Source organism: Paenibacillus guangzhouensis, assembly GCF_009363075.1.
GTDB classification, from domain to species: domain Bacteria; phylum Bacillota; class Bacilli; order Paenibacillales; family Paenibacillaceae; genus Paenibacillus_K; species Paenibacillus_K guangzhouensis.
Genome location: NZ_CP045293.1, coordinates 6,176,293 through 6,192,157 on the forward strand (window position 1 = coordinate 6,176,293; position 15,865 = coordinate 6,192,157).

Annotated in this window: 11 protein-coding genes and 1 riboswitch; of the genes, 9 read left to right on the top strand and 2 right to left on the bottom strand. The window is 48.3% G+C overall.

Annotation, left to right across the window (positions count from 1 at the left end; genetic code table 11):
• Window positions 1-22: 22 nt before the first annotated feature.
• From GCU39_RS27790 to nrdF, 6 genes are all read left to right on the top strand, one after another.
• Window positions 23-1,360: a histidine phosphatase family protein gene (locus GCU39_RS27790; protein WP_152396441.1), complete on the top strand. Its 1,338-nt coding sequence runs from the start codon at window positions 23-25 to the stop codon at window positions 1,358-1,360.
• A 101-nt stretch (window positions 1,361-1,461) separates the two neighbouring features.
• Window positions 1,462-3,960 carry a GH39 family glycosyl hydrolase gene (locus GCU39_RS27795; protein ID WP_152396442.1) on the top strand — a complete coding sequence of 833 codons (2,499 nt, stop codon included), beginning with the start codon at window positions 1,462-1,464 and terminating at the stop codon, window positions 3,958-3,960.
• 235 nt (window positions 3,961-4,195) lie between these two features.
• Complete coding sequence (locus GCU39_RS27800; RefSeq protein ID WP_152396443.1) at window positions 4,196-5,554, top strand: glycoside-pentoside-hexuronide (GPH):cation symporter; 1,359 nt, start codon at window positions 4,196-4,198, stop codon at window positions 5,552-5,554.
• A gap of 248 nt (window positions 5,555-5,802) precedes the next feature.
• Window positions 5,803-6,012, top strand: a riboswitch (cobalamin riboswitch).
• 126 nt (window positions 6,013-6,138) lie between these two features.
• Window positions 6,139-6,498 carry a class Ib ribonucleoside-diphosphate reductase assembly flavoprotein NrdI gene (nrdI, locus tag GCU39_RS27805; RefSeq protein ID WP_152396444.1) on the top strand — a complete coding sequence of 120 codons (360 nt, stop codon included), beginning with the start codon at window positions 6,139-6,141 and terminating at the stop codon, window positions 6,496-6,498.
• Window positions 6,485-8,569, top strand: coding sequence for a class 1b ribonucleoside-diphosphate reductase subunit alpha (gene nrdE, locus GCU39_RS27810; protein ID WP_152396445.1), 2,085 nt, complete (start codon window positions 6,485-6,487; stop codon window positions 8,567-8,569). Before nrdI ends, nrdE begins: the two co-directional genes overlap by 14 nt.
• A 39-nt stretch (window positions 8,570-8,608) precedes the next feature.
• Entirely contained in the window at window positions 8,609-9,565 is a 957-nt protein-coding gene (nrdF, locus tag GCU39_RS27815) for a class 1b ribonucleoside-diphosphate reductase subunit beta (RefSeq protein ID WP_152396446.1), read from the top strand.
• 389 nt (window positions 9,566-9,954) lie between these two features.
• On the opposite strand, the gene GCU39_RS27820 is transcribed toward nrdF, so the two are convergent.
• Window positions 9,955-10,728, bottom strand: coding sequence for a DUF817 domain-containing protein (locus tag GCU39_RS27820; protein ID WP_152397467.1), 774 nt, complete (start codon window positions 10,726-10,728; stop codon window positions 9,955-9,957).
• 558 nt (window positions 10,729-11,286) lie between these two features.
• Here GCU39_RS27820 and GCU39_RS27825 point away from each other — a divergent pair.
• On the top strand, window positions 11,287-12,018 hold the full coding sequence (locus GCU39_RS27825) for a TraX family protein (protein ID WP_152396447.1): 732 nt from the start codon (window positions 11,287-11,289) through the stop codon (window positions 12,016-12,018).
• Here GCU39_RS27825 and GCU39_RS27830 read toward each other — a convergent pair.
• Window positions 11,999-13,033 carry a hypothetical protein gene (locus GCU39_RS27830; RefSeq protein ID WP_152396448.1) on the bottom strand — a complete coding sequence of 345 codons (1,035 nt, stop codon included), beginning with the start codon at window positions 13,031-13,033 and terminating at the stop codon, window positions 11,999-12,001. The genes GCU39_RS27825 and GCU39_RS27830 overlap by 20 nt on opposite strands.
• Before the next feature lie 508 nt (window positions 13,034-13,541).
• On the opposite strand from GCU39_RS27830, the gene GCU39_RS27835 reads away from it, so the two are divergent.
• Together GCU39_RS27835 and rocF are read left to right on the top strand one after the other, a co-directional pair.
• Complete coding sequence (locus GCU39_RS27835; protein ID WP_152396449.1) at window positions 13,542-14,741, top strand: ornithine--oxo-acid transaminase; 1,200 nt, start codon at window positions 13,542-13,544, stop codon at window positions 14,739-14,741.
• 20 nt (window positions 14,742-14,761) lie between these two features.
• Window positions 14,762-15,661, top strand: coding sequence for an arginase (gene rocF / locus GCU39_RS27840; protein ID WP_152396450.1), 900 nt, complete (start codon window positions 14,762-14,764; stop codon window positions 15,659-15,661).
• The last annotated feature ends 204 nt before the right edge of the window (window positions 15,662-15,865 follow it).

Genomic DNA, 15,865 nt, shown 5'->3' on the forward strand with positions numbered 1-15,865 from the left:
TGTGTTGAGAGGGGATCAAGGCATGAAGAGAAACATGATACGATTGTTGTCTGTTATGATGGCGGCATTGCTATTTACCACATTGACAGCGGGATCCGCTGCGACGGCCGCGGCATCGAAGCCCGTAGAACCGAAGGATGAAGGTGTCACCTTCTACCTCGTCCGTCACGGCGAGACGTTATTCAATGTCCAAGGCAAGATGCAAGGCTGGTCTGATGCGCCATTAACGGAGGAAGGCATCCATGTTGCCGAGAATTTAAGTCGGGGCTTGAAGGGTGTTCCGTTCGTTGCCGCCTACAGCAGCACCAGCGAGCGTGCGATGGATACGGCGAACATTGCGCTGAAAGGCAGAGGTATTTCGCTGATCACCGATAAGCGTTTGAAGGAATTCAACTATGGCGAGTGGGAAGGCGCGAAGGGCGAAGACATTCTGAAGCAGCATCCTGACATGTACACGAATCCAAATGTGTTCAAGCAAGCAGGCGGCGAGAGCACCCAGGAAGTGATTGACCGGATGAAGGCGGCACTCACAGACATTGCGGAGAAGCATAAATCGACGGGTGGCAACGTCATGGTCGTCGCGCATGGGATGGCGACAGTTAATCTTCTGCTCGCGATAGATAAGAATGCATGGGGCATGAAGCCGCTGCCGAACTCCAGCGTGACGACGCTTCAATGGAAAGACGGCAAATTCAAAGTGCTGAAAGTCGGCGATATGAGCTATGCCGAGAAAGGCGAGAAGAAGCTTCGCTTCTACTTCGTTCGCCACGGCGAGACGCTCTTCAATGTGCAAGGATTAATGCAGGGCTGGTCCGATTCCCCGCTGACGAAGGAAGGCATTGAGGTCGCGAAATATTTAGGCAAAGGGCTTGAGAACGTGCCTTTCTTAGCTGCATACAGCAGTACGAGTGAACGTGCTGTCGATACAGGCATGCTGGCTCTTGGGGGGCGCGATCTTCCATTGCAGCTCGATAAGCGCCTCAAGGAGTTCAACTATGGCGAATGGGAAGGTATGAAGGGCGAAGATGTCTTGAAAGCGAACCCGGACATGTATACGAACCCGAATGTGTTCACCAAAGCGGGCGGGGAGAGCACGCAAGAGGTTGTGGATCGGTTCAAGGATTTCTTGAAGAGTGTTGCCGCCAAATATAAGGATGCGAATGGCAACATCATGGTCGTATCCCACGGAATGTCAACGGTGAATTTGGTCAATGCGCTAGATCCGAAGGCTTGGGGCATGAAGCCGCTGCCGAACTCCAGCGTGACCATCATCGAGTATGAGAATGGCGAGTTCCATGTGGGCAAGGTCGGCGACCAGAGTTATGTTGAGAACGGGAAGAAAGCACTAGGACACGAATAAGCAAGGGCTCAGGACAGGTCATTTGACCTGTCCTCTTTGCTCCGTCATACTAGGAATATGAAGGGTTCATAGTTGACGCGAGAAGCGATGAGGTGATCCGAGTGGATTATATTTATGAGAGCATCCCGCTGGATGCTAAATTAAAGATTAATATTTTTCTTCATCGCGCGAAATATGTCCATGACCATTGGCACGACAGCTTGGAGCTGTTCTTCGTGCTGAAGGGCAATGTTGATATGTACATTCAGCGCAAGAAATATACACTCCATGAAGAAGATATGATCCTTATCAATAGTAATGAGATTCATTCCATCATTGCCGACGAAGATAATTTATTGCTTGTACTGCAAATTCCAATTTCTTTTCTAAGCGATCACTTCGAACATGCGGATTCGCTATCGTTCCATCTGAAATCGTTCATGTATGAACCGGAGGAGCAGGAGCGATTCAATGAGGTGCGGATGCTGCTGGCCGAGATGATGTGGGTCTATAACAAGGAAGGCTACGGCTATGAGCTCAAGATGAAGTCGCTGTTATTCCAGCTCCTCTATTTGCTCATCTGGAAATTCAAAGAAGGAGAGAGCGAAGACAGCGGCAAGATTAGCCCAAAGCACATGGATCGGATGCTGCGGATCGCCAATTATATTCAAGAAAATTATATGAAGCCGCTCAATTTGAATGAGCTTGCATCGCAGGAATATTTGTCCGTGCCGTATTTGTCGAATTTTTTCCAGAAGCATATGGGGCAGTCGTTCACGAAATATGTGAACACGATCAGGCTGAACCACGCGGTGAAGGATATCGCCTATACCGATTATTCAATTACGCAGATTGCGATGGATCATGGGTTTCCGAATTTGAAGTCTTTCCACAAGGCGTTCAAGGACGTCTATAATATGACGCCGAACCAATACCGGAAAGAGCTGCAGGATGAACATCATAGGGAACGGAAAGTGACCACGGGACAGAAAATTTCGTCTTATCTGGAATTTGATCGCGAGAACGCTTATGGCGCGTTGTTCAAATATTTGCCGGATCGAAACCTGTCGCGGGTCGATCGAACGTCGGATAAGGGTGTGGTGACGCAGGAAATCCACCTTCAGTTGACGGGGAATGCCAAACCGCTTAAGCCTTATTGGCAGAAAATCTGTACGATCGGCAAAGCAAAGGAAGGGCTCTATCACGAGGTACAGCAGCATGTACGATCGATGCAGTCTCTGTTGAATTTCGAATATATTCGGTTTCATGGCATATTCGATGATGAGATGATGGTCTATCGTGAGGATACGCAGGGGAACCCCATCTATAATTTTTTCTATGTGGACCAGCTATTCGATTTTTTGCAGGGGATCGGGCTTAAGCCGTATATTGAGTTTGGATTTATGCCAAGAGACTTGGCGAGCGGTGAGCAGGGCATCTTCTATAAGAAGAGTAACGTGAGCAAGCCGAAGGATTTGAATCAATGGGCAGAGCTGATTCGTCAATTCATGATACATTGCGAGCATCGCTACGGCCTGGAGACGCTTCGCACTTGGAAATATACATGCTGGAATGAACCGGATCTCTTCTTGTTCTGGAAAGATACGATGGAAGATTATTTGGCGATGTATGAAGCAACCTATCGTACGGTGAAGCGGATTAGTCCCGATTTGAAGTTCGGAGGTCCTGAAATCCTTTCGGATACGATTTACCAAGAAGAGTGGCTGTCGTCGTACTGGGCTTTTTGCCGCAGTCAGGATTGCATGCCGGACTTCTTCTCTTTCCACAGTTATCCGTCAGGGGTGCTTGGTGAGAACGGAGAAGTGACATGGCTGCCGACCAGCAGGGCGAACGACTATCTGGCCGAGACGATGACGTTGCTGAAGAAGAAGTTCCAGCAAGAGAAGATCAAGATGCCAGAGATTTATATTACCGAATGGAATGCAACGGGAGATCATCGGGATCTGACGAATGATACTGTCTTCAAAGCAGCCTACATCGCGAAGAATATTGTTGAGAATGAGGACATAACAGGTTTGGCCTATTGGACCCTTACCGATCATCTGGAAGAGCTGCCGCCGCCACGTGAGACGTTCCATGGGGGGCTGGGGCTAATTACGAATAATGGCATCAAGAAGCCGGGCTATTACGTCTACCAGATGCTGAGTCAGCTGGGCGACCAGTTACGGGATCGTGGAAAAGGTTATTGCCTGACGCAGCGGGGGCACTGCTATCAATTGCTCCTGTACCATTATTGCCATTATGACAAGCTTTATGAGATGCAGGACGCGCTGGGCATCGATTCGCTGAATCGATATCATGTCTTCCAAGATATGAATGATCTAGAGATGAGCTTCACCTGCGAGGACATCCCGCCGGGGACCTATGAGCTTCACAGCATGCATATCAATCGGGAGCATGGAAGCGCCTACGACACGTGGCTGGCGATGGGAGCACCGGCCGAATTGACGCCCGGGATGGTCGACTATTTGAACCAAAAGGCTGCGCCTTGGCAAGAATATAAGACAATTGAGATTCATGAGTCAGCGGCGCGATTTAAATATACGTTAAGTCCGCATGAGGTTCGGTTCTATGAGCTGCGGCCGCTGCGACATTTTTGATGGAGAAGAAAAGACATTTTCGATGCGTTTCGAAGGTGTCTTTTTTTGTGATTCGATGTAAGCGGTTCCTAGCGGTCTTGGATAAGCAGAAAAATTGACATGGTTTAGATTAAGAATCGGAAAGTTGCCCCCGTTAAAATTTAATATAATTCAAAATGTAAGGGCTTACATGGTGGGGGGCCAACCATACAGCACGAGCGGATAGCTACACAAATTGATCGTTGGAGGGATCTTCATGAAGCCAGAAGTTTCATGGAAAGAGCGTATTAGTTATGGATTAGGCGATACAGGATCAAATTTGATATTTCAAATGATCACGCTATATCTCATGTTTTTCTACACGGATGTCTATGGATTAAATGTCGCTGCGGTCGGAACGTTGTTCCTGGTTGCACGGGTGATCGATGCTTTTGACAGTCCGATTATCGGGGTGCTGATCGACCGTACGAATACAAAATGGGGTAAATCGAGACCCTACTTCTTATGGCTCGCCATCCCATTTGCAGTCGTCGCGGTGTTAACGTTCATGACACCGGATTTCAGCGATTCGGGAAAACTAATCTATGCATACGTGACGTATATTGCATTGGGTATTCTGTATGCCGCAATTAACTTGCCGCTGACGTCCCTTTTGCCAAGTTTGACGAGCAACTCTCAAGAGCGTACTGTCGTCAATTCCGTTCGGATGATCTTCGGGCAAATCGGTGGATTAATTGTTAGTATCGGTGCGCTGCCGCTCGTTGCGGCCTTTGGTGGGGGCAACCAGCAGAGAGGCTTCATGCTGACGATGATCCTCTTCGCATCGCTTGCGGTCGTCATGTTCTTCATTACGTTCGCTAATACACGTGAACGCGTGCAGACGGCGAATGGCAATCAGGCCGTGCCGTTTAAGGAAGGAATCAAGGCGATTAAAGGCAATACGCCATGGTGGCTGCTGCTTGTGATTAACGTATTTTTGTGGCTAGCCATGACAGGAAAAGGTCAGTCCGCCATTTATTTCTTCAAATATAACTTCGCTCGCGAGGATCTGATCCCATTAGTTAATGGACTTAATATTATGCTGCTGGTCGGGATTGCCGTTGCACCTGTGCTAACGAAGCGCCTTGGAAAGACGAAGACTGCTGTACTAGGATTTATCATTGGGGCAGTGGGACAGCTTATCGCGTTTATCGCGGCGAGTATGTTCTCTATTCCGTTAATTGTTGCAGCCATTGTCATTGGGAATATTGGATTGGGATTTGCGGCTGGTATTCTATTTGCGATGCTCGCAGATACCGTTGATTACGGCGAATGGAAATCCGGCATACGTGCGCAAGGTCTATTAACCGCAGCAAGTGCATTCGGCGTGAAGTTCGGGATGGGGATCGGCGGTGCGCTTGCCGCGTGGATTCTAAATATTGGGCACTATGTGCCGAATCAAGAGCAATCCAGCTCGGCGCTTGCATCCATTCAATTCAACTTCGTCTGGCTGCCGCTGATCTGCTTCACGATCTCGATCATCCTATTCATGTTCTACAAGATCGATCGCGTGGAGAAGCAGATGATCCGTGATCTGGATCTGAAACGCCAAGGCGGTACGACAATACAGGCTTAATCTCGAACGTGAATCGAGAGCGAGAACCGTTGCCAATTCGGCAGCGGTTTTTGTGTTGTGACGAAATTCGTGCCACTAGATATGGACAAGAAGAAATCTATGAAATCTAAAATAAATTTTAGAAAACAAAATTTTTAATGATATAAAACCCTTATTTTACGCCGATTGTATCCCTTTCCAACCCGAAATATAGGCATGTTATTGTATTGACAAGCACAATATATTGATGTAAATTGATTAAGCACAACTACATATCGTGATGTACAGGTTTTTTGCACCTCTAGTGTTAGAGTGCAAAGATTAATAGGGAAGACCGGTTAAAATCCGGCGCGGTCCCGCCACTGTAATAGAGGAGCGGTTGCTAGAGAGCCACTGATTAGTACAAATCGTACAAATTGGGAAGGCGGCAATCACGATGATTCTTGAGCCAGGAGACCTGCCTGTCATTTGCACATGTCATGCCTACGGAGATAGGAACGTGCTAGCGTCGTCTTAATGAGTGAACCAACCGTTAAGGTGCGTTTGGCTGTTTGCGCCAAATGCGCTTTTTTTTGTGAGTATAAGAGAGAGGACTGAGTTACGAAATGGTCATCGCATATGATTCTAAGACCGGGAATGTAAGAAGATTCGTACATAAATTGAATATGAAAACTGTGGAGATTGACGAGCAGACACAGATGGATGAGCCATTTGTTCTGATTACGTACACGACAGGGTTCGGTCAAATTCCAGAGAAGGTACAATCTTTCTTGCAGAAGAACGGATCGTTAATGAAAGGCGTATCGGCGAGCGGGAACCGTAACTGGGGAACGAGCTTTGCGAAGAGCGCGGATACGATTGCGATGATGTATGATGTACCAGTCATTTCGAAGTTTGAACTATCGGGCACGACAAATGATGTGCAACGTTTTGTAGAAGGAGTGAACAGCATTGCGGCATATTGAGTTAAATAACCAATTGATGCTTCGTGACGCGGACGGATTTTTCCGTTTGGATCGCGACCATGAGGCGGTAACAGCATTTATGGAAGAGGTAGCAAGTAAGAGCTTGCGGTTCGATACGATCCAAGAGCAAGTTAACTATATGATTGAGCACGAATACTACGAGAATGTATATGAGAAATATACGGCTGCCCAGGTCGAGGAAATCTTTGAACTAACAAGAGCTTCAGGATTCGAATTCCAGTCCTATATGGCAGCTTCTAAATTTTATCTGGATTACGCCTTGAAGAGTAATGACCACAAGCAATATCTAGAGCAGTACTCCGATCGCGTATCGATGGTATCTCTTCACTTAGGGGATGGCGATTTCGACAAAGCGAAACGTCTTGCGGTAGCGATGATGGAGCAACGCGTTCAGCCTGCAACACCAACCTTCCTGAACTCCGGTAAGAAACGCCGTGGGGAGATGGTATCGTGCTTCCTGCTTGAGATGGACGATGCGCTTAACTCCATTAACTATGTGCTTGGCACGTGCATGCAGCTATCGAAGATCGGTGGCGGTGTTGCAGTGAACTTATCGAAGCTTCGCGGACGCGGAGAGGCGATTAAAGGCGTAGAAGGCGCGGCAAAAGGAATCATGCCTGTTCTGAAGCTGATGGAGGATGCATTCTCCTATGCGGACCAAATGGGTCAGCGTAAAGGCTCCGGCGCAGGATACTATAATATTTTCGGCTGGGACGTTGTGGAGTTCCTCGACTGTAAGAAGATCAACGCGGATGAGAAATTGCGGATTAAGACACTTTCGATCGGTCTGATCGTACCGGACAAATTCTACCGTTTGGCAGAAGAGAACCAACCATTGCATGTCTTCGCTCCTTATTCGGTCTACAAAGAATACGGCGTACATTTGGATGACATGGATTTGGATCAGATGTATGATGAATTGCTTGCGAACGATAAGGTGAAGAAGAAGGTCATCATGAGCGCACGTGATATGCTCGTGAAGATCGGCATGATCCAGCTCGAGTCCGGATATCCGTACATCATGAATAAGACCAATGCGAATGAAGCTCATGCCCTCAAAGGTATCGGTTCCGTGAAGATGTCGAACCTCTGTACGGAGATCTTCCAGCTGCAAGAGACATCCGAAATCGGCAACTATGGCGAGGGAGATGTGATCCGCCGCGATATTAGCTGTAACTTAGCATCGTTAAATATCGTGAACGTTATGGAACACGGGAAAATCAAAGAATCCGTTCATGAAGGAATTGAAGCATTGACGGCCGTTAGCGACATGACGAGCATTCCGAATGCGCCAGGGGTACGCAAAGCAAACGACGAGATGCACTCGGTGGGTCTCGGCGCGATGAACCTGAACGGTTACCTTGCGAAGAACAAAATTGCGTATGACAGCAATGATGCGAAGGAATTCGCTAGCGCGTTCTTCATGATGATGAACTACTACTCGCTCGAGAAAAGTATGGAAATCGCCCGCGATCGCGGCGAGACGTTCCGTGATTTTGACAAGTCGGAATATGCGAACGGGAATTACTTCACAAGATACGAAGAGACGGATTTCCGTCCATCATCGGAGAAAGTGCTGAAGCTGTTCGCAGGCATGGAGATTCCATCGCCAGAAGATTGGACAGCACTCAAGGCTAAAGTTCAAGCACATGGCTTGTACCATGCATACCGCTTGGCGATTGCGCCAACGCAAAGTATTTCATATATTCAAAATGCAACATCAAGCGTCATGCCGATTGTTGAGCATATCGAGACGCGGACGTACGCGAACTCAACGACTTACTACCCAATGCCGTACTTGGCGAAGGATAACTATTTCTACTATAAATCGGCGTATCAAATGGACCAATTCAAGGTCATCGATTTGATCTCTGAAATTCAGCAGCACGTCGACCAAGGGATTTCAACCGTTCTTCACGTGAACAGCAACGTCACGACCCGTGAGCTGGCAAGATACTATCTCTATGCGGCACGCAAAGGCTTGAAGTCGCTCTATTACACAAGAACGAATCATTTATCCGTAGAAGAATGTATTAGTTGTTCGGTATAATAGAGGTTCATAGGTTCATGAACTAGGGGGAAGAAAGACATGAAAGCAGTCAATTGGAATCGTCCCGATGACGATTTTACAGCAATGTTTTGGAATCAGAATATTATGCAGTTCTGGACGGATGAAGAGATTCCACTCTCCGATGACAAAATGTCATGGGTGGCCTTGAAGCCGGAAGAACGTGATACGTATATGAAGGTACTCGGCGGGCTTACGCTGCTCGATACGATTCAAGGCGGCGTAGGGATGCCGAAAATTCTGGAGCACGTGGACGGATTGCAGCGCAAGGCGGTGCTTGCGTTCATGGGGATGATGGAGCAAATCCATGCGAAGTCCTACAGCAGCATTTTCACGACGCTGGCGAATAGCGAAGAGATCGATCAGTTGTTCAAATGGGTCGAAGATGAGCCGCATTTGCAGAAGAAAGCGAAGCTGATCTCCGGCTACTACACATCGATCGTCACGCCTCGTGATCTGTACATGGCGATGGCCGCTTCTGTATTGCTCGAGAGCTACTTGTTCTATAGCGGATTCTTCTATCCGCTCTACCTTGCTGGTCAAGGTAAAATGACAAGCAGCGGCGAGATCATCGACTTAATCATCCGTGATGAGAGTATTCACGGGGTCTACGTTGGTGTTTTAGCGCAAGAAGTATTTGCGAAGCTAACGGCAGAAGAGCAAGAGGCTTGCACGCGCGATCTGTACGAACTATTAGAGCAGCTGCAAGCGAACGAGGAATCGTATACCGATACGATTTACACAGCGATTGGACTCGCTGCAGATGTGAAATCGTTCGTGCGCTATAATGCGAACAAAGCCCTCATGAACCTCGGTCTTGAGCCGAAGTTCGAAGAGGAAGAAGTGAATCCGATCGTACTGAACGGATTGAGCACAAAGACGAAGCAGCATGACTTCTTCTCGAAGAAGGGGAATGGCTATGTTCGGACGACGAACGTGGAGCCGCTGCGGGACGAGGATTTCGTATTTGAATTTTAATCGAGAGCCATCAGGCGTTGTTCCTGGTGGCTTTTTTTGCGCGCTCGCAGTGGGGGCGCTGCAGCATCCTCAGCCAGTCCGAAGGGATATCACTCTCCAGTCGTCTCTTGTCCGCCCATTCCTTGGATTGGATGAGGTGGATGGAATGGGCTCCCAAATGCCGAACGTAAACTCTTGCGAGAGATATCTCCTCCTCCCTTGATGGGATGCTTCATCGCCAATTGAAGGGGCACAAAAAAGGCCACCAGCAAAGACGTCTGGTGGCTTCGATGTGGGCGGGCATTCCTTGGATTGGATGAGATGGATGGAGTTGGCTCCCAAATGCTGAACGCAAGCTCTTCCGAGAGATATTCCCTTCTCCCTTGATGGGATGCTTCATCGCGTAATTTTTACTCTACCCAGCGTGAAAGCCTGCTTTTGCCCGCTTTCACATGTTTTAACTGCGCCACGATAATGACGCTGATGATGACGAGCAGGAACCACGAGCTGATTTTGCCGAAGCCGACCGGCTGCCATACTTCTTGTTGATCCGGATAGGTCCAAGCGCCCAAAAATGTTGCGATGTTTTCTGCGAGCCATATGAAAAATCCTACGAGCAAGAAGGCAACCGTTAGCGGCATACGGTAAGTCTTTGCGCGAACCGTGAACCAAATCTGGGTTTTCCAAAACACAATCGGTACGAGCGCCATGAGCCACCAGCGAGCATCAGGGATAAAGTGGTGGCTGAAGAAGTTCAAATAGATCGCCGCTCCAAGCGCAGATGCAGGTATCATGCCTGGCCAGCCGGTCATATCCATCTTAAGCTGCCGCCATACTTGGCACATGTAACTCGCCACGCTTGAGTACATAAAACCACTGTACAGCGGGACGCCGAATATCTTGCTATATCCCTGTTCGGGATATGACCATGACCCCATGTGTACTTTATATAGTTCCAGTACCAGTCCAATGATGTGAAACACACAAATAACTTTGATCTCGTCAAGCGTCTCTAATCGGCTGCGGTACATGAAGTACTGCACGGCAATCAGCACCAGCAAAATAAGATCGTATCTGTAGATAAAAGGGACATCAAACCATTTGGTCGCAGCCAGCGTTACGAATATTGCAACGGGAAAAATGCAGCTCATCGCTTGCTCATAACCGAAGTGAAGCCATTGCATTGTGGCTTGAGCAAATGAATATCGCGGTTGTATCTGTTCTTTCATTCCATTTATTTGATTCGATTGCATCTGGTCGCCTCTCCTGTGATCAGACTTTGATATTGACAATATTTTAACCTGTTGTTTATCGTTTATCAATAAATTTATTATGTTTTTCATAAAATATATATCTTTTTAAATAGCCAGACAAGAGCCAAGATATTCCTCTGAATGAACCAAGAGGGTTCTTTGCAACCCTGTCTATGTTGGATGTTTGCACGAACTTTTGTGAAAATAGCCGGTTTGGCCGCACTTTCGTGTACTTTTGCACGAACTTTGGGCATTTTGCGCTTCAGACTCCCGATTTGGTGGTTCTATCGTGCGAAAATGCAATATAGGCGGCAGAAAACGCCATATCTGGCTTTCTGTCCTACAGAAATACACGATAGGCGCCTGATGCTTCCATCTATATCGCATAACCCAATTCATGGTAGACCGGAGATCGAATGGAGGGGACATGCTTCTGCCCATCGTCTAATAAGCTAGAAGAGAGGATAGAGTGTAGGAGGAAGTTTCTCTATGCAGCATCTTAAACTGAACGCATTTCAACTCAAACTTATCGCCATGCTCTTCATGGTGTTCGATCATATACATCAATTTATCCCTGGCATGCCGATGTGGTTGAACTATGTTGGTCGGTTGGTATCCCCGATTTTTTTCTATTTTGTCGTCGAAGGCTTCTTCCATACAAGAAATCGCATGCGATATGCAAGAAGACTGTTCAGCTGGGCGGTAGTCATGTTTTGCGGCTCCCAGTGGCTGACTTGGTGTTTTCCTCAGAGCCCCCCGATTCACAACAATATCTTCTTATCGCTTGCGCTTGCGGTGGTGATGATGATGGGGATGGAATGGGCTAAATGGAATCGTAAGGGGATGTACATTGGTCTACCGTTAGCGGTTGTCGCCATTGCGGTCGCCTTTTTCTATTCCGAAGCCTCGTTATATGGCATAGCGATGACGTTCGTCTTCTATTTCTGCCGAGATCGGAAAGGACTACTGGCACTGGTCTACGGGATTGTAAGCTTGGTGCTGACGATTGGTCTTCGGATGGAGATTAGCTATGAGGCGCTGCTTCTGCACGATGCGCAGTGGATGATGATCTTTGCGATCATCCCGATCTTAATGTATAGCGGGGAACGCGGACCGAATACGAAGTTTGCAAAATATATGTTTTATACGTTTTATCCGGTCCACATTTGGATTCTATTTATTATAGGATATTTTGCTAAACTTAACGGCGCATTAGGTTAGCGATATTGTCTTCACAAGCCTGCTGAAAGGCACGAGGTTCATCCACGAATAGATAGATTTGATGCACAGACTGTTTTTTCCCGAAGAGGCGAAGGATGGTCTGCAGTTGTTTCAGCTCTATTTTCACATTGGGTTCGACGGCTAATGGGGTAAAGGCTGTCTGCTGCTCCGCTTTGGATAGGTTCACCGATTGAACCAGGGATACGGATGCAATCTGTTCGATCTCCACGATTGCACGCATCTGAATGCCATATTGCATTCGGAGGATGCCATCCCCGAGCAGGATTGGATTCAGACACATGGCGAGATAATCTGCAATGAGCAGCAGGATCATATATATGTTGCCGATCGAGAGCAACCAAGCCGCAGGATGCGACCATTGCATGACAAGCAGATGGATTGCGACGCCTTCAATAAGCAGGATTTTTGAGATCATCAGTGTCAAAATGAACCAATTCGACTCTTTGTGGTATCGGAACGACGTCTTGCCCACCTTCTCAAACGGCCGTGATTTCCAGGCCAACAACGTATAATAGAGTATCGAGAGATCATGCAGTAAGAACGAAGTGATCTTCGTATTCGGCAGCGAAGACTGGATGCTGTTCCGTAAGATATCGATCGGATGCGAATGAGCAGTTCGGCTCTGTCGAACATGCGTGACGATGCGATAGAGGATACGTCCCTCGTATGCGACCAGCATCACCTCGAGCGGGATCAATACGTACTCCAGGTGACGCGTCATGCCTTGCTCTATATTAGGAAGAATCAGCCGCAAGGCAACATATCCAAGGATGGAGCAGACCAGAATCGGCGCGAGGGTGTTATTCTGTTTGCGGAAGACGAAGAAGTACAGCAACGCCGGAATAACGAGCATATAATCTAACGTTATCCCGACGTTCATGAGCGGTGTATTGTCGAGATATAGCTGTGACCTGGCCATCGTCAGATCGAATAAGAGGATGAAGGAGCACAATCCAAGAATAAGCCATACATTTCGCGGATACCTTCGAAGCATAGGACGAACCTCCCATTGTTAGAATTTTGATATATCAAATTATAGCATTTTATACCATTTATTTATCTTGTATGTTGTGTGAACGCGCCCGCTAGGCGGGATGAATCGCCAATAATACCCCAGGGTATCCCTGGGGTATTTTCTTGTGCACGCATAAGTAGCCCGCGTGAATATATTATAGAAGTACGTGTTCAAAAAGTCGGCATTTCAGCACCTGTAAGTTTTCGCAGAATACTTGCATCGTAAGCTGCTGAATGTTGCGAGAACCTGAAGGGCCTATGCTTCCGTAGTGAGTTTTTCTTCGAAAAACTTTCAAGGAACGGAGTTTAGGCGAAACCTAAATGAGTACCTGAAATGTTTCCAAAGGAAACATACTTCGTAAGCGTTAACTTTCGAAGGTGAACGCAAGATTGGATGTCGATTATGCTTCTTGAATAACTTCGTGATCAAATGATGCCTTTTTGAACTACCTCTAGAAGTGAGATGTTAGCCCAAGGGAGGAATGTCCATGTCACACTCAGATTTCATCATGGCACAGACGAACCAATTTGGTGCGCATAATTATCATCCGTTGCCCGTTGTGATTGCACGAGCGGAGGGCGTATGGGTAGAGGATCTGGAAGGGCGGCAGTACATGGACATGCTAAGCGCTTATTCCGCTATGAACCATGGTCATCGCCATCCAAAAATCATTCAGGCCTTGAAGGATCAAGCAGATCGCGTTACACTTACGTCCCGCGCATTTTATAGCGAGACCTTGGGAAAGTTTTATGCCAAGCTTGCCGATTATACGGGAAAAGCCATGCTGCTGCCGATGAACACGGGGGCAGAAGCGGTAGAGACTGCGATTAAAGCGGCACGCCGATGGGCCTATAGGCACAAACAGATCCCGGCAGATCAGGCTGAAATCATCGTGTGCAGCGATAACTTCCATGGGCGTACCGTAACGGTAACATCCCTCAGCTCAACGGATTCCTACCGCGAGGGATTTGGTCCGTTTACACCGGGGTTCCGAGTGATTCCATTCGGTGATCTGGAGGCGCTGGAAACTGCGATCACTCCACATACTGCCGCCTTCCTGATCGAGCCGATTCAAGGGGAGGCGGGTATTCTTATGCCTCCTGCAGGGTATTTGAAGCAAGCGTACGCATGTTGTCGGCGGCATCGCGTCTTATTCATCGCAGATGAGATTCAGACCGGATTCGGCCGTACAGGACGCAAATTCGCGTGTGATTGGGAAGATGTCGTCCCGGATGTCTATATTGTAGGCAAGGCGCTAGGCGGAGGCGTCATGCCGATCTCGGCCGTTGCAGCGAGTGAGGAGATTCTTGGCGTCTTCGAACCTGGTTCGCATGGCTCTACCTTTGGCGGCAATCCACTTGCTTGTGCAGTCGCCATCGCCGCGCTGGACGTCCTCGAGGAAGAGCATCTTGTGGAACGGTCAGAGACGTTAGGAGCGTATTTCATGCAGAAGCTCTCCACGATCCAGTCGCCGCAAATCCACCAGATCCGAGGTCGAGGCTTATTCATTGGAATGGAATTAATGGTCCCCGCAAGACCTTATTGCGAAGCGCTCATGCGATTAGGCGTCCTCTGCAAAGAGACGCATGAACGGACCATCCGATTCGCGCCGCCGCTCATCATAACCGAAGAGCAGCTGGACTGGGCTTTTCTAAGAATTGTGCAGGTGATGGAGACGTTGGCCTAATGGCAGAGGAGGTTCCGAGTATGGCGATTCCAAAGGTAACAATCATTCGTGTGCCGTTCGGGCTAGGCGCAGGTCGCCCGGGAGCGGAATATGGTCCGGAAGCGATCTTGCAAGCAGGGCTAGTGGAGCGGCTCGAGCAGGATGGTATCGAAGTCGTGGAGGTAAGTGATATCACCCCGCCCCCTGTCTTGACAGCGGTGGTGGATCCGAAGGCAAGATACCTTCCGGAGGTGATGGATGTGTGCGGAAGACTGGCGGTGCGCGTTGCGCAGTCGTTAGCCGATGGGACATTCCCATTGATCCTGGGTGGCGATCATAGCATTGCAGCGGGCAGTATTGCAGGCGCAACTCGGATAAACCCGAAGCTTGGGGTTATTTGGTTCGATGCGCATACGGATCTGAACACGGTTCAGACGAGTCCTTCGGGGAATGTGCACGGGATGTCTCTTGCGGCCTCGCTGGGCTGGACGGATTGGCGGATTGAAGATGCAGCGGGCCAATATACCCCGGTACAACCATCGAATGTCGTGTTTGTCGGGGCACGGGACTTAGATCCTGGGGAGAAGGACTTTATTCGCAAGCAAGGCATTGCGTGTTTTACGATGCATGAGATCGATCGCATGGGCATGGAGGCCGTGATGCTTCAGGCGATTCGGATCGCGAGTCATGGGACGGATGGCGTGCATTTAAGCTTCGATATCGATAGTGTAGACCCAAGAGAGGCTCCAGGAACCGGGACGCCTGTACGTGGGGGAGTCAGCTATCGCGAAGCCCATTTAGCGCTTGAATTGCTATCGGAAGCAGGATGCGTCACATCCGCCGATTTCGTTGAAGTGAATCCGACATTAGACATAAACCAGCAAACTTCGACATTAGTGATGGAATTGATTTGTTCTTTGTTCGGAGAACGAATTCTCTAGCCCCACCTGGAGGTAGAGGATGGTTCGGTCTGGGAATATAGACGCATTAAAAGGATCTTTTGGGATTATTCGACAAATTTCTTGCGGTCTCCGCAATTTAATCTTGCGCGGTTTGCGGTCTGTTCCGCAAAAAAAATTAGGGTATTTCTCAAATAGTTTTCGGTGCAGAAGTCCTATATTTTTCTTATGCTTATAGTAGTGAAA

Excerpts from the sequence above, each read along its gene's own strand:
- nrdF (WP_152396446.1), top strand. The coding sequence starts at position 8,609 with ATGAAAGCAGTCAATTGGAATCGTCCCGATGACGATTTTACAGCAATG.
- GCU39_RS27800 (WP_152396443.1), top strand. The coding sequence starts at position 4,196 with ATGAAGCCAGAAGTTTCATGGAAAGAGCGTATTAGTTATGGATTAGGC.
- GCU39_RS27825 (WP_152396447.1), top strand. The coding sequence starts at position 11,287 with ATGCAGCATCTTAAACTGAACGCATTTCAACTCAAACTTATCGCCATG.
- GCU39_RS27830 (WP_152396448.1), bottom strand. The coding sequence starts at position 13,033 with ATGCTTCGAAGGTATCCGCGAAATGTATGGCTTATTCTTGGATTGTGC.
- GCU39_RS27790 (WP_152396441.1), top strand. The coding sequence starts at position 23 with ATGAAGAGAAACATGATACGATTGTTGTCTGTTATGATGGCGGCATTG.
- GCU39_RS27820 (WP_152397467.1), bottom strand. The coding sequence starts at position 10,728 with ATGCAATGGCTTCACTTCGGTTATGAGCAAGCGATGAGCTGCATTTTT.
- rocF (WP_152396450.1), top strand. The coding sequence starts at position 14,762 with ATGGCGATTCCAAAGGTAACAATCATTCGTGTGCCGTTCGGGCTAGGC.
- nrdI (WP_152396444.1), top strand. The coding sequence starts at position 6,139 with ATGGTCATCGCATATGATTCTAAGACCGGGAATGTAAGAAGATTCGTA.
- GCU39_RS27835 (WP_152396449.1), top strand. The coding sequence starts at position 13,542 with ATGTCACACTCAGATTTCATCATGGCACAGACGAACCAATTTGGTGCG.